The sequence below is a fragment of the Bradyrhizobium sp. WBAH42 genome (assembly GCF_024585265.1).
GTDB lineage: Bacteria > Pseudomonadota > Alphaproteobacteria > Rhizobiales > Xanthobacteraceae > Bradyrhizobium.
The window spans coordinates 3541761-3560196 of sequence record NZ_CP036533.1 but is presented as its reverse complement, the minus strand read 5'-3'; the positions used below and the strand labels follow the sequence as shown (position 1 = coordinate 3560196).

Annotated in this window: 18 protein-coding genes; 2 read left to right on the top strand and 16 right to left on the bottom strand. The window is 64.6% G+C overall.

All coding sequences use genetic code 11. The annotated features are described in order from the left end of the window. Positions 1-22 precede the first annotated feature (22 nt). The 12 genes from paaE to DCG74_RS16575 all read right to left on the bottom strand — a co-directional run bounded on the left by paaE (position 23) and on the right by DCG74_RS16575 (position 10097). Complete coding sequence (gene paaE / locus DCG74_RS16630; protein WP_172784038.1) at positions 23-1105, bottom strand: 1,2-phenylacetyl-CoA epoxidase subunit PaaE; 1083 nt, start codon at positions 1103-1105, stop codon at positions 23-25. A 136-nt stretch (positions 1106-1241) separates the two neighbouring features. Then, positions 1242-1745, bottom strand: coding sequence for a 1,2-phenylacetyl-CoA epoxidase subunit PaaD (paaD, locus tag DCG74_RS16625; protein WP_172784037.1), 504 nt, complete (start codon positions 1743-1745; stop codon positions 1242-1244). Further along, the gene (paaC, locus tag DCG74_RS16620; protein ID WP_172784036.1) at positions 1739-2515 is read right to left on the bottom strand and encodes a 1,2-phenylacetyl-CoA epoxidase subunit PaaC; all 777 of its coding nucleotides are present in this window, start codon (positions 2513-2515) and stop codon (positions 1739-1741) included. Before paaC ends, paaD begins: the two co-directional genes overlap by 7 nt. Then, a complete protein-coding gene (paaB, locus tag DCG74_RS16615) occupies positions 2515-2802 on the bottom strand; it encodes a 1,2-phenylacetyl-CoA epoxidase subunit PaaB (RefSeq protein ID WP_124160667.1) in 288 nt (95 codons plus the stop codon). Before paaB ends, paaC begins: the two co-directional genes overlap by 1 nt. A gap of 9 nt (positions 2803-2811) precedes the next feature. Then, on the bottom strand, positions 2812-3804 hold the full coding sequence (gene paaA / locus DCG74_RS16610; RefSeq protein ID WP_172784035.1) for a 1,2-phenylacetyl-CoA epoxidase subunit PaaA: 993 nt from the start codon (positions 3802-3804) through the stop codon (positions 2812-2814). Between the two features lie 71 nt (positions 3805-3875). After that, positions 3876-4742, bottom strand: a complete 867-nt coding sequence (gene paaX, locus DCG74_RS16605) for a phenylacetic acid degradation operon negative regulatory protein PaaX (RefSeq protein WP_172784034.1) — start codon at positions 4740-4742, stop codon at positions 3876-3878. A 211-nt stretch (positions 4743-4953) separates the two neighbouring features. After that, positions 4954-5724 carry a triacylglycerol lipase gene (locus DCG74_RS16600; protein ID WP_172784033.1) on the bottom strand — a complete coding sequence of 257 codons (771 nt, stop codon included), beginning with the start codon at positions 5722-5724 and terminating at the stop codon, positions 4954-4956. A gap of 201 nt (positions 5725-5925) precedes the next feature. After that, positions 5926-7212, bottom strand: coding sequence for a DUF445 domain-containing protein (locus DCG74_RS16595; RefSeq protein WP_172784032.1), 1287 nt, complete (start codon positions 7210-7212; stop codon positions 5926-5928). A gap of 160 nt (positions 7213-7372) precedes the next feature. After that, on the bottom strand, positions 7373-7828 hold the full coding sequence (locus DCG74_RS16590; RefSeq protein ID WP_036043136.1) for a phasin: 456 nt from the start codon (positions 7826-7828) through the stop codon (positions 7373-7375). Positions 7829-8047: 219 nt separating this feature from the next. Continuing rightward, positions 8048-8641: a GNAT family N-acetyltransferase gene (locus tag DCG74_RS16585; RefSeq protein ID WP_172784031.1), complete on the bottom strand. Its 594-nt coding sequence runs from the start codon at positions 8639-8641 to the stop codon at positions 8048-8050. Then, positions 8638-9720, bottom strand: coding sequence for an alpha/beta hydrolase (locus tag DCG74_RS16580; protein WP_172784030.1), 1083 nt, complete (start codon positions 9718-9720; stop codon positions 8638-8640). Before DCG74_RS16580 ends, DCG74_RS16585 begins: the two co-directional genes overlap by 4 nt. Then, positions 9717-10097 (bottom strand): hypothetical protein, encoded by a 381-nt coding sequence (locus DCG74_RS16575; protein ID WP_172784029.1) that lies wholly within the window; start codon positions 10095-10097, stop codon positions 9717-9719. Before DCG74_RS16575 ends, DCG74_RS16580 begins: the two co-directional genes overlap by 4 nt. A gap of 162 nt (positions 10098-10259) precedes the next feature. On the opposite strand from DCG74_RS16575, the gene DCG74_RS16570 reads away from it, so the two are divergent. Continuing rightward, on the top strand, positions 10260-11174 hold the full coding sequence (locus DCG74_RS16570; protein ID WP_172784028.1) for an alpha/beta fold hydrolase: 915 nt from the start codon (positions 10260-10262) through the stop codon (positions 11172-11174). Positions 11175-11295: 121 nt separating this feature from the next. Further along, complete coding sequence (locus DCG74_RS16565) at positions 11296-11760, top strand: ester cyclase (RefSeq protein ID WP_172784027.1); 465 nt, start codon at positions 11296-11298, stop codon at positions 11758-11760. A 14-nt stretch (positions 11761-11774) separates the two neighbouring features. Here the strand turns inward: DCG74_RS16565 and DCG74_RS16560 are convergent, their stop codons facing one another. The 4 genes from DCG74_RS16560 to DCG74_RS16545 form a co-directional block, all read right to left on the bottom strand. Beyond that, positions 11775-12449 (bottom strand): spermidine synthase, encoded by a 675-nt coding sequence (locus DCG74_RS16560; protein WP_172784026.1) that lies wholly within the window; start codon positions 12447-12449, stop codon positions 11775-11777. A gap of 30 nt (positions 12450-12479) precedes the next feature. Further along, positions 12480-15716 carry a bifunctional cytochrome P450/NADPH--P450 reductase gene (locus DCG74_RS16555; protein WP_172784025.1) on the bottom strand — a complete coding sequence of 1079 codons (3237 nt, stop codon included), beginning with the start codon at positions 15714-15716 and terminating at the stop codon, positions 12480-12482. Between the two features lie 132 nt (positions 15717-15848). Further along, complete coding sequence (locus tag DCG74_RS16550) at positions 15849-16844, bottom strand: alpha/beta fold hydrolase (protein WP_172784024.1); 996 nt, start codon at positions 16842-16844, stop codon at positions 15849-15851. A gap of 10 nt (positions 16845-16854) precedes the next feature. Then, on the bottom strand, positions 16855-18405 hold the full coding sequence (locus DCG74_RS16545; protein ID WP_172784023.1) for a wax ester/triacylglycerol synthase family O-acyltransferase: 1551 nt from the start codon (positions 18403-18405) through the stop codon (positions 16855-16857). Between the last annotated feature and the right edge of the window lie 31 nt (positions 18406-18436).

The following is an 18436-nucleotide window of genomic DNA, read 5'->3' as shown; positions in this document are numbered from 1 at the left end:
TTCTGCTGGTTGGACAACACTGTCAAACATGATCGTAATCGACGACGACCCGCTCCGTAGAAGGCTTGGCCTGGCAGGTGAGAACAAAACCGGCCTTCAGCTCCCACGGTTCCAGCGAATAGTTGATGTCCATCGGCGCCTCACCCTCGACCAGCTTGGCGCGGCAGGTCGAGCACATGCCGCCCTTGCAGGCGAAGGGCAGATCGACGCCGGCGCGCAGGGCGGCATCGAGGATCGCCTCGTCCTCGGCGACGGGCACGTCGCGGCGCTTGCCATCGATGATCAACGAGGCGATCGCCTTCGGCGGCGCGTCGGGCGCAACCGCCCTTCTCGGCCGCGGCTTGCCGCCGAATTCGGACACGAAGCGCTCGACATGGATGCGTTCGTCCGCGATGCCGAGATCGCGGCAGGTCGCCTCGATGTCCTCGCTCATGCCAAGGGGACCGCAGATGAAGACATGATCGACGCTTTCCGCCGGCACCAGCGAGCGGAGCAGCACCCTCACCTTCTCGCCGTCGAGCCGGCCATGCAGGATCGGGATGTCCTGCTCCTCGCCGGAGATGACGTGAAAGATCGAGAGACGATCGATGAACCGGTCCTTGAGTTCCTCGAGCGCTTCGAGGAACATGATGTTGTCGGTGGTGCGGTTGCCGTAGAACAGGAAGAAGCGACTGTCCGGCTCGCGCGCCAGCACGCCCTTCACGATCGACAGGATCGGCGTGATGCCGGAGCCGGCAGCGAAACCGACGTGAATGCACACCCCATCTGCCGGCGGGACCACGCCAAAGCGGCCGGTTGGCGTCATCACGTCGAGCTCGTCGCCGCATTTGAGATCGTCGGCTGCCCAGCTCGAAAACGCGCCGCCATCGACCTTCTTCACGGCGATACGGATCTCGCCGTCATCGGGACCGGAACAGATCGAATAGGAGCGGCGCACCTCTTCGCCGTCGAGCATGGTGCGCAGCGTCAGGTACTGGCCGGGCGTGAAGGCGTAATCGCCGGCGAGTTCGTTGGGGATTGCGAAGGTCATCGACACGGCGTCCGTGGCCTCACGGCGGAGGTCGCTGACGGCGAGGCGATGGAAGCGCGGTGCGGCTGCGGACATCACGGGCACCCTCGTTCGGTCTCTAAGTCGTCATTGCGAGCGAAGCGAAGCAACCCAGAGTCTTTCCGCGGAAGCAGTCTGGATTGCTTCGTCGCAAGAGCTCCTCGCAATGACGGCGGGGCTGGCATCGTGCGCCTCAATGACATTTGAAATAGTCGAAGGGTTCGCGGCAGGCCTTACAGCGCCAGAGCGCCTTGCAGGAGGTCGAGCCGAACTCGGACAGCAGCTCGGTCTTGTCCGAGCCGCATTGCGGGCACGCCACCGTCTGCGCGCCGAACAGCGCGCGGCGCGAGCTCGAGGCTTGCGGCGGCGCGATGCCGTAGGCGCGCAGCTTCTCGCGCCCCTCCTCGCTCATCCAGTCCGTGGTCCAGGCTGGGGACAGCACGGTGCGGATCTTCGGATGACGGAAACCGGCGCGCTCCAGCGCGACCTCGATTTCGAGCGCGATCATGTTCATGGCCGGGCAGCCTGAATATGTCGGCGTGATCGCGACCTCGACATGATCGCCGTCGAGAACGACGTCGCGGAGAACGCCGAGATCGGCGATGGTCAACACCGGGATTTCGGGATCGACCACGCTAGCCGCAGCGTTCCAGGCACGCTGGCGCAGCTCGCCATCACGCTCCAGCACCGTCACCATGTCAGCCCCGGAAAGGTTCGCTGCATCGATTGCAGCTCCGACAGGAGATGGCCGAGATGCTCGCTGTGGCGGCCGGAGCGGCCGCCCTGCTGCATCCAATCGTTCTGCGGCAGCGCGAGCGTTGCCTCGCGGGCGACATCGGTGAGCGTCGTCAACCAGCGCCCGCGCAAGCTCGCGGGATCGACAGCAATGCCGGCATCGATCAGGGCGCGTTCGCCGTCGTCGACGGCAAACATCTCGCCGGTAAAAGCCCAGAGATTTTCGATCGCAGCCTGCGCGCGCCGGTGACTCTCCTCAGTGCCGTCGCCGAGCCGGATGATCCATTCCGAGGCATGGCGCAGATGGTAGGCGCTCTCCTTCTCCGATTTCGCAGCAATCGCCGCCAGCGTCGCATCGCGCGAGCTCATCATCGTGCGCCAATAGAGATCGGCGAAGGCGGAATAGAAGAACTGCCGCACCAGGGTCTGGGCAAAATCGCCGTTGGGCTGCTCGACCAGGAGCAGATTGCGGTACTGCCGTACGTCGCGCAAATAGGCCAGCTTGTCCTCGTCGTTATCCCTGCCTTCGGCCTTGGCGGCAAAGCTGTAGAGCTCCCGCGCCTGACCGATGAGGTCCAGCGCGATGTTGGAGAGCGCCATGTCCTCTTCCAGCATCGGCGCATGCCCGCACCATTCCGACAGCCGATGACCGAGGATCAGCGCATCGTCGGCGCGGCGCAGCGCGTAGAGCACCAGCGGCGTTTCCGAGACCTGGATGTTGGCGACCGCCATCACATGTGCCCCACTTCTTCCGGCACTTCGTAGAACGTCGGGTGCCGGTAGATCTTGGATTCCGCCGGCTCGAACATCATGCCCTTCTCGGCGGGATCGCTCGCGGTGATCGCGCTGGAGGGCACGACCCAGATCGACAGGCCCTCGCCGCGGCGGGTGTAGATATCGCGGGCGGCCTGCAGCGCCATCGTCGCGTCGTTCGCATGCAGCGATCCCACATGCTTGTGCGCGAGCCCATTGCGGCTGCGAATGAAGACTTCCCACAGCGGCGTGTTCGGCGTGGCCATTTCGATCTCCTATTCTGCAGCTTGGGCGGTCTGACGCTGGGCGCGCTTGGCGACATAGACGGCGGCCGCCTCGCGCACCCAGGCGCCCTCCTCATGCGCCTTGCGGCGCGCGGCGATGCGCTCGCGGTTGCAGGGGCCGTTGCCGGCGAGCACCTGCTTGAACTCGCTCCAGTCGATCTCGCTGTAGCGCCAGTGCCCGTCGGCATCCTGAATCATGCCGGGATCGGGAATGGTGAGGCCGAGATATTGCGCCTGGGGCACGGTGGCGTCGACGAACTTCTGGCGCAGTTCGTCATTGGAGAAGCGCTTGATCTTCCATTTCGTCGAGGTGTCGCTGTGCTGGCTCGTCGCATCCGGGGGACCGAACATCATCAGCACCGGCCACCACCAGCGGTTCAGCGCATCCTGCGCCATCGCCTTCTGCTCCTCCGAGCCGCGGCACAGCGTCACCATGATCTCGTAACCCTGGCGCTGGTGGAACGACTCCTCCTTGCAGACGCGGATCATCGCACGCGCATACGGTCCGTAGGAGCAGCGGCACAGCGGGATCTGGTTCATGATCGCGGCGCCGTCGACCAGCCAGCCGATCGTGCCGATGTCCGCCCAGGTCAGCGTCGGATAGTTGAAGATCGAGGAGTATTTTGCCTTCCCCGCGAGCATGGCGTCGACCAGCTCCTCACGCGAGGAGCCGAGCGTCTCGGCGGCGGCGTAGAGATAGAGCCCGTGGCCGCACTCGTCCTGCACCTTGGCAAGCAGCGCGGCCTTGCGGCGCAAGGTCGGCGCGCGCGTGATCCAATTGCCTTCGGGCAGCATGCCGACGATTTCGGAATGGGCGTGCTGGGAGATCTGGCGAGTGAGCGTCTTGCGATAGGCCGCCGGCATCCAGTCGTTCGGCTCGATGCGCTCCTCGGCATCGATGCGGGCCTGGAATTGCGCAGCTTTGCCTGCATCCTCCAGATCGCGGTCAGCGGTCTCGGCCGTGTTCAGCGCCTGGGTGTACATGCGCATCCTCCCGTTTAGAGATAATATATAACAAGATTCACGTCATGCAAGATATTTCTGTAACATAACGGTCAGGCGCCGAACCTCCGCTCCAGCAGCCTTCGTGCCGCCGGCAACGCCCCTTTTTCATTGGTTCCATGGCTGTCGAGCCATTGTTCGGACGGAGCAAGCAGCGCGCGGTAGATCGCGCCGCAGAGTTCGCGTGCAGCCCTGCCCGGCCAATCCGGCGGCAGCAGGCTCTCGGGCAGCAGCGGATCGCGCAGCACGACGCGGCGGTAATAGTGGATCAAGAGGATCCGCGCGGTGAAGGCGTCGGCGTCGGACAAATCGGTGCCGCGCGCAATCGCGGCGCGCAGCGGCTCGAAGGTCTTCATGAATTTCAGGTAGGCATCGGCGGTGCGATCGAGCGGCCAGCTCGCGCTGAGCAGACGGCGGCCGCTGTCATCCTCCGCGGAGACCTCGAGGCGGATCGCGCCCGCTGCCTCCTCCGGCATCGGCACACCTGACGGCGCCACCCACACGCCCGGCAGCGGGCTGCCGAAGCCAGCATTGCGCAACGCTTCGCGCGAGGCGTCGCGATCCTCGCCATTGCCGATCAGCAGCAGCTCGAAGCGCCCGGTCCAGTCGGACGGCGGCGGATCGTAGATGTGGCGCGTCGCGGCCTCGAACGTCTGGCGCCCCTTGTCCGCCAGGCGATAGAAACTGTTGCGGCCGACCTTCTCGCGCGTCAGCCAGCCGTCGGCAGCAAGGCGCGACATCGCGGTGCGCACCACGCCGCTGTCGATATCGAGGCTCTCGAAGAATTCCAAGAGCGTGCCGAGCCACACCGAACCACCGCGCGGCACGATGGCGTCGCCGAACACGGTGATGACGATGGAGCCGGTGCGCGAGGGCTCGCGCTTGAGCTGGTCGATGATGCGTGAGAGCGGATGCGCCATGCACGAGGCATAGCGCGTTTGGTGCGGGCGCGACAATGGAGGGAAGCGACGGCTCTTGCTCTCCCTCTCCCCGTTCTTACGGGGAGAGGGCTGGGGTGAGGGGCTGCATCAGCAAACACATTGGTAGATGGATTCGTGGAGAGCCCCCTCACCCGGATTGCATTCTTCGATGCAATCCGGCCTCTCCCCGCAAGCGGGGAGAGGCGAAGGATCACCTGTGCGGGTCGGGATAGGCCAGGCTGCGCCAGCCGCTGCGATCGAACGGGCGCCATTGGCCTTCCTTCTGCGCGAGGCGATCGGCCACGGCATAGACCGCGGCGGGATGATGGCCCATGCCGCAATGGCTGCTTTCGACCTCGATGCTCTCGGTCTGTGCGCCCGACTTCTCCATGCAGCCCTGCCAGGCGCAGACGCCGTCGGTGCGGCTGAAGATGGCGGTGGTCGGCACCGGCGGCGGCACGGCGAGCTCGCCGCCAAAGCGCGGATCGACCTCGTCGGCCTTGCGCCCGCTCGCCCATTCGTAGACGCGCCAGGCATTGGTCGAGCGCGGATCGCCGGCAAAGGGACTGCCGAGGGTGATCACCTGGCGTACGCGCTCCGGCATCATCTTGGCGAGCTGGCGCGCGTAGAGACCGCCGAGGCTCCAGCCGACCAGGCTGATCTTGCGGCCATGCGTGTCGGTGAGCTCATGGACCAGATCGACCATCGCGTCCTGAACGCCCTCGCGCAGGCCATAGTTGCGCCCCTGGCGCCAGCCGCTGACCGCATAGCCCTTGCTGGTCAGAAACGCGCGCAGCGCGCGTGTGGAGACATCGGACGCCACGAGGCCCGGAAGCACCAGCACCGGATGCCCATCGCCGCGCGGCGCAAGGCTCAACAGCGGCAGCGCGCCGAGGAATGCGCCGAACTCGTGAATCGCCCGCCCCTCCAGAAACATCAAGGTGCGGGACGGCGGGCGCAGCATCTGGGCAGTTGCGGTCATCAATGTTTCCCCTGGGAAGAATCCTGGAAAGGCCGCCGGCAGCGAGACCGGCAAATCGGCGTGAATTCCAATGCACCGGCTTCTTGATCGTTCCGCAGCGCAACAGGAATCAGCTAGGCGGCCGGTTCCCGATATTCAAGCGGGACAGACGCGAGGCGACAATAGGCCCGCGCGTTAATGCTAACGGCCGTGACGCAAAAGTCACAACAATCGGAGCAGGGATTCTACGGTGTAGAGCACGAGCCCGGCGAGCCCACCGATCAACGAGCCGTTGAAGCGGATGTATTGCAGGTCGCGGCCGATGTTGATTTCGATCAGCGAAATCAGCTGCGTCATATTCCACGCCTTGACCTGATCGGAGATGAAGGTCGAGACGCCGCTCTTCTGGTCCGCGACGAAGCTGCGCAGCACGGTCACGAGACCCTTGTTGATCTCGCCGCGGAGCTCGGCATCGCTGGCGAGCGCCTCGCCGGCGGAGACGAACATCCCGGCGAGATGATGTTGCAGCACCTGCGTCTCGCCGCTCGCGCTGCGCTCGATGAAGGAGCGCGTATTGGCCCAGACGGTGCGGGCGAGGTCGGCAAGCTCCGGCCGCGCCAGAAGATCGCGCTTCAAGCCGTCAATGCGGTCGATATAGGCCTGGTCGGTGCCGAGCCGGTCGACGAAGCCCAGCACCATGCGGTCGAACTCGCCGCGGAACGGATGCTTGGGATCGCTGCGCACTTCGTTGAAGAAGGCCGTCGCGGAGGCCACGATCTTGTTCACCAGAAACTTGTCGGCGCGATAGAGCTTGAGCAGGGTCGGCAATTCCGCGCGCACCTTCTCGCGGATCATCGCCATCGTCTCTGTCTGGTTCAAGGTCTCGTGCATCACGCGCAGGAGATCGTCGAACAGGATCTGGTGCCGTCCCTCCGCGACGAAGCCCCGCAGCGTGCCGGCCGCGAGCGGCGCGAGATCGATCGCCTGGAGCTGTGAGGACATGCGGCGGATGATGAAGGTCATCAAGCCGGAGCTTTCGGTTGCCGACACCGCCTCCGGCAACAGACGCAGTGCGAAGCGCGCAAGGTCGTCACTGCGTTTGCGGTTGCGCAGCCAGTCGGCAACGAAGGAGCCGAAGTCGATCTCTTTCAGCTTGGCCTCGACGGGACCCGCCTCCAGGAAATGCACCTGGATGAATTCGCCGAGCTTGTCGGCGATGCGGGCCTGGTTGCTCTGGATGATCGCGGTGTGCGGGATCGGCAGGCCGAGCGGCCGCTTGAACAGCGCCACCACCGCATACCAATCGGCGAGCCCACCGATGGTCGCGGCTTCCGCGAAGGCTGCAATGAAGCCGAACACGGGATGCACGGGCAGCAGCCACTTTGCGAGGACAAACAGCGCCAGCGTCAAGGCCAGCACCAGCGTCGCCAGCGCTTTCACGCGGCGCAGCTCGGCCGCTCGTTCGGCATCGCCCGGAGTGTCGAAGGAGAAGGTGGCAGATGAGTCCATGACTGCATCACAGTACTCGTCATTGCGAGCGAAGCGAAGCAATCCAGTCCGCCTCCGCGGAAAGACTCTGGATTGCTTCGCTTCGCTCGCAATGACGGCGGCGCCAAACAAAAGGCCCGCCGAAGCGGGCCTCAAATTCAGTTTGTGCTCAGGCGCCAGATCAGGCGGTCTTGCTGTAGACCTTGGCGAAATTGTCCTGAGCGGACTTCGCACCGTTGGCGGCGAGCTTGCCGAGATAGTCGGCGGTCGCCTTGGCGCGCGAGACGAACACTTCGCCGCGGGAGCGGAGCAGGCTCGACTGGATCTCGACGGCTTCGCTGACCGACTTGGCGGACGCGAGCTTGTCGATGCCCGAGAAGAACGCCTCGGCGTCCTCATAGATCGCCTGCTGGATGTTGCGGCTGATCTTGCCGGCCTCGGTGACGGACTCGGTCACCGCGTTCTCGACGGCGGCGGTCACGCGCTCGGAGCCAGCGAACACCTCGGCAGCACGGTCCTTGGCGGTGTTGGCGGTCTTCTTGACGAATTCGCGGGCGGCCTCGGGAACTTCCAGGTTCTGGATGTTCTTGAAAGCGTCCTTGAAGCCCTCGAAAGCGGTGTTGGTTTCAGTGGTCATGGGGTTCTCTCCATCCTCAAAGGTCTGAGCTATGGGCTCACCCCGTCCGCATTGGCCCGGGGCACGGCTTATATGGCACGGTTAATGGTGCGATGCAATATTCGTATTGCACTGCGATATCACGAAATCGTGAAGAGCCTTAGCCGGAGGCATCGTGGTGCCTCCCTAGCCATTGGGCTCAGAATCGGCCCGATCCGGCCCTAATGCCGGACGGCGCTGCTAGTGCTGGACGGCGCCTGGCAGCCCATAGGCCTCCATCTGAGCCTGGACCTGCGCAATGTTATGGCCGAGCACGACGATGTCATGGGTCTTGCCGTCGACGTCCCGCACATGGTCCCGCAGCAGGGCCTCGGCCTTGAAGCCGAGGCTCTCGAACAAGGCGATCGCTGCCTGCTGATCCACCGTCATCTGGACCGAGAGCTTTTCCAGGCCTGCCCCGAGCGCGAGGGCAAAGGTCTCCTGCGACAGCGCCTTGCCCACGCCCTTGCCGCGGACCTCGGGCGAAACCACCATGCGAATCTCGCCGACATGAGGCGACCAGGAATGGGGATCACGCACCAGCGTGCCGCAGCCGACGACCTTGTCATCCCTGACCGCGAGCAGGCTCGTGATCGCACCCCGTTCGATCTCCTTGACCCAGGCGGAGAGCACCTTCGGCTCGCTGATGTTGCGGGGGAGGAACAGCAGATCATGGGTCGGCAGGCCCTTGCCGAAGGCCAGCACGGCGGCCTCGTCCGCGGGCGACATCAGGCGGATCTCGATATCGCCGGCGTCGGTCTTGACGTGGCGCGGATAGGAACGCTGCTCGCTCATGTCGATCTCTTTCCCAGCCAGGAATCCAGTTTCGGCCACAGCCGCTTCACCGCATTGGCACCGGCAACGAGCGAGACGTGACCGCCCTTCAGCATCACCTCTTCCTTGTCAGTCGAGCCGATCTTGGCGATCAGGTGCTTGGCGGCGTCATAGGGCACGATGTGGTCGTGCTCGGCGACCGCATGCAGGATCGGCACTGTGATGTTCTCGAGCTTCGCCGCGCGACCTCCGACCGACATGGTGTCGTTGAACAGCTTGTTGTCCCACATCAGGTCCTTGGTGATGGAGCGGAAATATTCGCCGGCCAGCGGCAGCGTGTCGGTCGCCCAGCGGTCGAACATGCGGTACGACTTCACGAACTCGTCGTTCCAGATGTTTTCCCAGAGCTGGATCTGGCTCACCGTGCGCGAGGCCGGACGCAGCATCTCGAACGAGGACAGGATCATCTCCGGCGGCACGTTGCCGACGCTGTCGACGAGGTGGTCGACGTCGAAATAGCGGCGGTCGGAGAAATTCGAGAACAGCTTCATCTCGCGGAAATCGATCGGCGTGGTGAAGCAGATCAGGTTCTTCATCGGCCCGTCCTGGTGGATCGAGCCGTAGAGCAGCGACAGCACGCCGCCAAAGCAATAGCCGATGATGGAGACGTCCTGCTCGCCGGAATCGGCCTGCACGCGGCGGACGCAGTCGGGGATGAAGTTGAGGACATAGTCCTCCATGCGCAGGCTCTTCTCCTCCGGCCGCGGCGCGCTCCAGTCCAGCATGTAGACGTCGTAGCCGCGCCTCAGCAGGAACTCGATGAAGCTCTGGCCGGGCACGAGATCGAGGATGTAGCCGCGGTTGGTCGTGGCCATCACGATCAGCACCGGCACGCGGTAGATCTCATCCGACATCGGCCGATAGTGATAGAGGCTCATCGTGCCGCGCGAATGCAGCACATCCTTTGGCGTCGAGCCGAGCGTGGGGCCCGAGGTTGAGAAATATTCGACGCCCTTGATGCTGCGCTGAATCGCGCGCTGCACCTCGGACTGGATGCGCTCCGGGATCGAGGCAAGATCAAGTCCCGCCGGCGCGTTCATTTTTGGTCTCCGCCTTCGGATGGCGGACGCTTGGTGCGCGGCGGCCGCGGCGCGGCGCCGGGTTGCTGCGCGCCCGAATTGGCCGACATCTGGCTCAGCATCGACTTGATCTCGCCGAGCTGGCCTTCGATCGACTGGAGCCGTTCCGCGATGCCGGTCATCTGCTCGCGGCTCGGAAGGTTCATCGAGAGCAGGTATTTCTCCATGAGATCGCCGAATTGCTTCTGAGCACCTGCAGCAACGCCGCCGGCGCGGTTCATGGCCTGCGAGAATTCGGGCGTCTCCATCGCCTTGGTCGCGAAGGAGTTGAAACCCTTCTCCATTTCGCCAACCATCTTCTGCCACAAGGCGACCGGATCGGTGATCTTGTCGGTCATCAGCGTCCTCCCAATGCGGAGGGCTTTGCACCCTTCTTGTCCCGCCATACCACACCGTTGCGCGGTGCCGGTCAACCGGCAAGCAGCAGGCGCGGCGTCGGACACGCCGCTTCTTCGCGGAACGAAACCGTGCGATACAGCATCGGTCAGCAGGAGGGACCCGTGACCGCCCATCAGCCGCCCCAGACCGTCCGCGCCAACGGCATCGACATCTGCTACGAGATCTTCGGCAACGACAATGCCGAGCCGCTGCTGCTGATCATGGGCCTCGGCGCACAGATGATCCATTGGGACGATGCGTTCTGCGAGCAGCTCGCCGCCCGCGGCTTCCGCGTGATCCGTTTCGACAACCGCGATATCGGCAAGTCGAGCCATCTCAGCGGCGGCAAGCGCCTGACGCCGTTCGAGCTGCTGAAGCTGCGCTTCTTGCGGATCCCCGTGGCCGCCACCTACAAGCTGATCGACATGGCCAAGGACACGGTCGGCCTGATGGATGCGCTCGGCATCAAGTCGGCGCATCTCGTCGGGGCGTCCATGGGTGGCATGATCGCGCAGGAGGTGACGCTGTCGTTTCCGCACCGCGTGCGCTCGCTGACCTCGATCATGTCGACGACGGGCAATCCGCGCGTGCCACCCCCGACCCGCGAGGCCGCCGCGATGCTGATGGCGCCGCCGCCGCGCAGCAAGGAGGAGTTCATCGTCCGCTACGGCCAGACCTGGAACGTGTTGCGCGCCGGGCACTTCCCGGAAGAGGAAGCGCTCGACCCTGGCCGCGCCGAGCGCGTGTTCGCACGCGGGCTCAATCCGGCCGGCGTCGGCCGCCAGCTCCGCGCCGTGCTCGCCTCCGGCAGCCGCAAGGAGCGGCTGCACGGCGTGAGGGCACCGACGCTCGTGATTCACGGCACCGTCGATCCGTTGGTCCGCCCCGAAGGCGGCAAGGACACGGCCGCGTCGATCCCGAACGCAAAGCTGCTGATGATCGAGGGCATGGGCCACGCGCTGCCCATGCGCTTCTGGCCGGAGATCATCGATGCTATCGACAAGCACGCGCACGGCGCGGCGGCGCAGGCGGCCTAGGCCGGCCAGTCTCCTCTCGGTGACCATGTGAGCTGCCGGTGCCTGTCTTAACGTGGGTTCCGATGAAGGCTATACAAGCCGTCTCAGACGCCAAACAGAGGCGCGGCCTCTCGGAGCTCACATGAATTTCATCATCCGATCCGCGGCAATGATGGCCGCTTCCATTCTCATATTGTCTCTTGCCGGCGGCGACGCGATGGCCGCCAGCGCGCAGGAAGAAGCCAACCGCCAAACCGTGCTGGCCTTCTATGAGAAAGGCCTCAATCAGAAGGACGCCGACGCCGCCCTCGCCTATGTCGGCAACCGCTACGTCCAGCACAATCCAACCGCTCCCGACGGGCCCGACGGCTTCCGGAAGTTCATCGGCTTCCTGCGCGAGAAGTTTCCGAACTCGCGCAGCGAGATCAAGCGCAGTTTTGCGGAGGGTGACTTCGTCATCTTGCACGTTCATTCCGTTCGCGAGCCCGGCACCAGGGGCCGCGCAATCGTGGACATCTTCAAGCTGGAGAACGGCAAGATCGTCGAGCACTGGGACGTCGTTCAGGAGATTCCTGAAAACCCCGCGAACGGCAACACGATGTTCTAGCCTTGGGTCGTTGCCTAGCCCTTCCGCGCGATCCAGATCATGTGGCGCGCGCCGCCGCCTCTGCCGGTGGCGCGAACGTTGACTTCGTTGACGTCGAAGCCGGCGCGCTTGAGACGCCCTGTGAACTCCGGATTGGGTCCCGACGACCAGACGGCCAGCACGCCTCCCGGCCGCAGCGCCGTCTTCGCGACCTGCAGCCCGCTCGCATCGTAGAGTGCGTCATTGCCCTTCCGGGTGAGCCCCTCGGGCCCGTTGTCGACGTCGAGCAGGATGGCGTCGAAAGCCGAACGCTTCGCCCGGATGACTTCGCCGACGTCGATCTCGCGAATGCTCACCCTGGCATCATCGAGGCTGTCGCCGAACACCTCCGCCATCGGACCCCGCGCCCAGGCGACGACCGACGGGACCAACTCGGAGACGACGATCTTCGCCTGGGCTCCGAGCACGGCCAGCGCCGCACGTAGCGTGAAACCCATGCCGAGACCGCCGATGAGAACGACGGGTTTTGCGACTTTCTCGATCTGCTTCGCGGCAAGCGTGGCGAGCGCCGCTTCCGACCCCGACAGGCGGCTGTTCATCAGCTCGTTGGTGCCGAGCTTGATGGAGAACTCCTTGCCCCGCCGCATCAGGCGGAGCTCCTCGTCGGAACCGGGGACTTTGGCGGTGTCGAGCTTTTCCCAGGGAATCATGGGAGTGCTTTAGCACGAAAGGGCGAGCAATCACCCGCCCGCCCAGACGTCCAGCACATAGCGGTTGTTCGCGCCCATCTCCTCGATCCACCGGGCACCGGCGGCGGCATCGCTGCCGCTCTTCTCGCGCTGGATCGCGATGAGCGCCGCCTTCACGTCGGGCTCCATTTTTCCACCATCGCCGCAGACATAGATGATCGCGCCCCGCTCGATCAGCGGCCAGACTTTGTCCTTCTGCGCGGCGAGCACGTGCTGCACATAGGTCTTCGGCCCGTCCGCGCGCGAGAATGCGGTGAACAGCTCGGTGATGCCAGCAGCCGCCAGCGCTTTCAGCTCGTCCGCATAGAGAAAATCCTGATCGGGATGGCGACAGCCGAAGAACAGCACGGCCGGGCCGAGCGTGGTCCCTTTCGCCTTGCGCGCGGCGCGCTCCTGGATAAAGCCGCGGAACGGCGCAAGTCCCGTGCCCGGACCGATCATGATGATCGGCACGGATGGATCATCCGGCAGGCGGAAGCCTGCCTTGGTCTCGCGCACGGTGGCATAGATCGTATCGCCCGGCCGCCGGTTGGCGAGATAGTTCGAGCAAATGCCCTTGTAGGTACCGCGGCCGGAGGCCGCCGGCCCCTCGACCACGCCGACCGTGACGCTGCAACGCGCCGGGTCGACCGACGGCGAGGACGAGATCGAGTAATAGCGCGGCGCCAGCAGCGAGAGCATTTCGAGATAGACGTGGAACGGCAATTCGCAGGCCGGATACTCGAGCAGCATGTCGAACACCGATTTGCGCTTGGCGAGGATCTCGGTGCGATAACGCTCGAGCGGCTCCGCCTCCTCGCCGACGAAGGCCACCAGCTTCGGCTTGGTGACGGGGCAGCGGGTGTGCTCGGCCATGATCTGGATCTGCTTGCGGCTCGCCACCTGCTGCAGCTCGACGAACTCGCTGAGCAGGCGGCCGACCGACACGGCCGCGCCGACCGGCAATTGCGCGCGCCGGCCTTCAGCCACCTGGAGCCTGATCTGATCGGCCGGCAGGAAGCCGAAGCGGCGGGCAACTGAATCCACCAGCGTCGGATCGTTGCGCGGGACGACGCTCAAATGGTCGCCGACGCGATAGGCGACGTTGGCCGGCAGCTCCACCTCGATGTGGCGCGTCGAGCGCTCCGATGGATAAGGTCCGGCCTTGTTCTGGAGCTCGTCGTTGACCAGCACCTTCATCGCCACCGCGCCACCCTGGGCGACGATGGTGTTGACCGCGGTCACCGCGACAGGCTCGATCGCGTAAAGCGGATCGTCCTCGGCGGTCCGGGTGAAGTTCCAGTCGATGCCGAATTCCTTGGTCGCGACTTGCGCGGCTGCGGGGAACCATTTCTGGAACTGGCCGTCGAGATCGCTGCGCGCATCGCCCTCGCCGCGCGGATAGACCGCGCGCGCGCCGTGCTTCGACAATTGCTCGTCGATGAAGCGCGGCACCGATTGATAGGTCGCAGCCCAGTCGCTGTTGCCGCAGCCGAACACGGCGTAGCGCACGCCGGCGAAGGCATCCTTCGGCAAATCGCTGCCGAGCCATTTGACGAATTGCGTGGCATTGTCGGGCGGCGCGCCGTTGTAGGAGGCGCAGATGATCAGCACGCCGCCCTCCCGCGGCAGCTTGCCGACATAATCGTCGAGCGCGCCGAGATGCACGGCAAAGCCGTTGATCTCGGCAAGATCGGCCATGCGCGTTGCGAGCTCCTCGGCGGTGCCGAGATTGGAGCCGTAGAGCACCAGCATCGGCGTGTTGTGGCCGGGCCGCGTGGTGGGCTGGCGCTGCGCCTTTGGCGCCGCGGACGCAGCTGCAATGGGCCCGCCATAGGCGCCGCGCTCGCGATCGGCACGCGGCCGCACCTTGATCTTGAAGCCTTCCGGCTTGATCGTCAGCGTCTCCTTCAGATGCATCTGGTAGCGCTGGTGGTCGATCAGCTTGAAGCGCTGCAAGATCATGCCGAGCGCGAGCGCGGCCTCGTGCATGGCGAAGCCGCGGCCGATGCAGGCGCGCTGGCCGTTGCCGAACGGCTTCCAGGCATTGATCGGCCGTTTCGCCTCCGCCTCGCGGCTGAAATTCTCGGGATCGAACGCGTCGGGGTTGGGACCCCACACGCTGGGATCACGATGCAGCGCCGTCACCAGGATGGTGACGAACGTTCCCTTCCTGAGCTTGTACTTGCCGCCGCCGATGGTCTCGTCGTTCAGCGGCGAGATGCCGTAAGCCGGCGCCGGCGGCCACAGCCGCAGCGACTCTTTCAGGATCTGCGTGATGTAGGTGAGCTGCGTCACCTGCTGATAGGTTGGCTTGGCGTTGACGTCGGGACCGAAGACGCGGTCGACCTCGTCATAGGCCTTCTTGAGAATCTCCGGATGCTTGAGCAGCGCATAGAGCGTATAGGACAACAGGCCGCTGGTGGTCTCGTGCCCTGCGATCAGAAACGTGTTGATCTGGTAGCGGATGTTGACGTCGTCGAGCTGCTCGCCGGTGGAACGGTCGACGCCGGTCATCATCGCGGCGAGCATGTCCTTCTTGTCGTCGATGGCCTCCGCGCTCTTGCGCCGCTCGGCGATGATCTCGTCGACCATCTTGTTCATGAAGGCGACGTCTTCGGCCAGCGTCTTGCGGCGCTTCTGCATCCAGAGCTGCTCGAACGGCAGGCCGCGCGTCATCATGATGGTTTCGAGCGAGCGCACCAGCGACTCGACGAAAGGATGGTAGTCGCGCCGATAGAACGAATTGAAGCGGTACTCGAAGCCGCACAGGCCGATCGTATCCAGCGTCAGCGCTGTCATGTCATGGACGACGTCGATCTCGTCGTCGGCGTTGAGTCGCTCCCATTTCTGGACGAGCTGCTCGGCGATGTCGACCATGCTCGGGTGATAGGACTGCATGGCGCGGTTGCCGAAGGGCTGCAGCAGGATGTTGTGCGCCTTGCTCCAGTTCGGCTCGCGGGTGTCGGCGGTGAACAGGCCGTCGCCGCCGACCGCACGCACACGCCGCAGCGCGCCGCGCACCGTCTTGTCGAACCGCTTCTCGTCCGAGAGCTCGTCGACGAGATCGTGGCCGGAGGCGACGACGATCGGCGAGCCCATCATGTCGAGCCAGAAGATCGGACCGAGCTCCTTGGCCAGCCGCGTCAGGTGCTGCACGGGAGCGGCCGCGTCCAGCGACAGCATGTTGCCGACCACCGGTTTGGTCGGCGGCTGCGGAATCGGGTCCAGACGGTTCTTGGATGACATCGAAATGTAGTCCCCCTGCCTCAATGTCGTCATTGCGAGCGAAGCGAAGCAATCCAGAAATATATCCGCGGAGGCAGTCTGGATTGCTTCGTCGCTCCGCTCCTCGCAATGACGCGTTCGCAATGACGGGCGCTAGCCAAACCGCCTTCTACGCCATTCGATCAGCTTGGCGCTGACCTCTTCCGGCTTCTCCTGCTGCGTCCAATGGCCGCTGTCCTTCACCAGATACTTCTCGAGGTCATCGATCAGCTTCTCCATGCCGTCGGCCGCCGATGGCGGCAGCACCGCATCGTTCTCGGCCATGATCATCAGCGACGGCACGTGGACGTGATGGTCCAGCCCGTTCGCGCGCTCCCAGTTACGGGTGAAATTGCGGTACCAGTTGATGCCGCCGGTAAAACCGGTCTTCGTGAACGTATCGACGAACACTTTCTTCTCGTCAGCCGACAGGATCGGCGTGCGCGGATCATGTCTGGCGTCGTAATTCGCGATCATCTGCGGGAACGCCAGGTTGATGCGGGGCGAAGCACCAATGCCGGCAATCGGCTGTTCCTCGGGCGCACCCGGAGGGCGCGCGGCCGGTTTGCGCATGAAGGCGTCAAAAGTCTGCTCGACACGGCTGCTGAAGATCTTGTCCGGTCCGCGCGCGGGGTCCTGGAACTGGACGATGTACATCTGGTCGCCAAAGCGCTGGCGGAACAGCGCGATCGGGTCGATCGGCGCGCGGTCCCAGTGCGGGGTGTTGACCCCAACGACGCCGGCGACGCGCGTGGGATGCCGCAGCGGCATCTGCCAGACGACGAAGCCGCCCCAGTCGTGACCGACAAAGATCGCCTTGTCGATTCCGAGATGATCGAGCAAACCGACGAGATCGCCGGTCAAGTGCTCCATGTCATAGGCTTCGACCGGCTCGGGCCGGTCGGTCGCGCCGTAGCCGCGCTGGTCAGGCGCGATCACGCGGATGCCGGCCTCGCTCAGCGTCTTGATCTGATGGCGCCAGGAGAAGGCGAGCTCGGGCCAGCCGTGGCACAGCACGACCGGCGGCTTGTCGTCGGCGGGGCCTGCCTCGTAATAGCCCATGCGGATTCCGTTCGTCGTCGCGAACTTGAGCGGGGGCATTTCAATCATTGCAAATTCCTTACTCCGCAGCGCCCTTGATATCGGTGGCCGGCGGCGTGTAGGCCGCCTCCAGCGCGGCGAACTCCTCGGGCAGCATGTCACACATCACCTGGACGTGCGGAATGATGTTGGCGCCGACGATGAAGCCGAAATCGAGCTGGTCGCGATAGCTCTGCACGGTGATGTTGAGCGCCTGCCCGTGGGTCGAGATCGACACCGGGAAGATGTGCAAGAGCTCGGCGCCGGCGGCATAGAGCGTCTGGCGCGGCCCGGGCACGTTGGACACGGTGATGTTGGCCGCGGGCGGCAGCACGTCGGAAAGATTCGAGCGGCTGTAGAGCAACGCCAGGATCTGCACCATAATCGGCGCGCCCAGCATCGAGATGTTGGAGACCTGCGGCATCAAGGCGCGCAAGGGATGCGACATCTCCTTGGACTTGGTCGATTGCGCGATGATGGCCTCAAGGCGCGCCTTGGGATCCTCGATGTTGGTGGCGATCGAGCAGATCATGCCGAACACCTGGTTGTTGGCCTCGGTGTTGCCCTCCTCACGCAGCGAGATCGGCACGGCGGCGGTCAGGGATTTCGCCGGCAGCGTGCCATATTGCAGGAGATAGCGGCGAACCACGCCGGAGGCGAGCGCCAGCACGACGTCGTTGAGCTTGCCGCCGGCCTGCTTGGCCAACGCCTTGGCCCGCGACAGCGGGATCGACACGCCGGCAAAGCTCCGCTCCGAGGAGATCGTCTTGTTGAGCATGGTCGGCGGCGACACCATGCTGGCGAGGCTCTCGCGCGACTTCGGATCGGCGATCTTGCCGAGCACGTCGGAGACGCTCTTGAGCACGGTCGGGATGTTGCCGGCGAAGCGCACCGCGCTCTCGATCTGGTACATCGCGTTGTCGAACAGGATCGAGCCGATATCGCTCTTGCCGGTGCGCGGCAGCTGCAGGTTCTTCGCCGCTTGCGAAGCCTCCAGCGGCTGGCTGAACAGCTGCTGATAGGAATCGAGCAGGTTCGCCGCGATGTCGCGCGGCTCCTGTCCGGGCTTGCTGCCCGCGGTCGGCGGATCGACCTTCCGCGGGATCGGCGAGATGTCGTAGATCATGTTGGTCAGCGCCGCACCGGCGCCGCCGTCGATCGCGGCATGGTGCATCTTGGAATAGAGCCCGACCTCATTGTCCTTCATGCCCTCGAATACGTAGAACTCCCAGAGCGGGCGGGCGCGGTTCAACAGCTTGGCATGCATCCAGCCGACGATGCGCTCGAGCGTGGCGCGATCGCGCGGCTGCGGCAGGCTGGCGCGGAAGATGTGGCGGTCGATGTCGAACTGGTCGTCCTCGACCCAGGAGGGATGATCGATGTCGAGCGGCGCCTTCTCCAGCCGCGCCTTGAGAATCGGCGCGATGTGCAAGCGCGAGACGATCATCGCCTTGAAGTCTTCGAAGAAATCGCCCTCGTAGTCGTCAGGCAGGCGGAAGATCGCCATGCTGCCGACATGCATCGGCATCTCCGGTGTTTCCAGATAGAGAAACGACGCGTCAAGCGACGACAGCTTCTTACCGTCAGCCATGGTTCCCTCCCGTATATTCGACGGGCGCCTT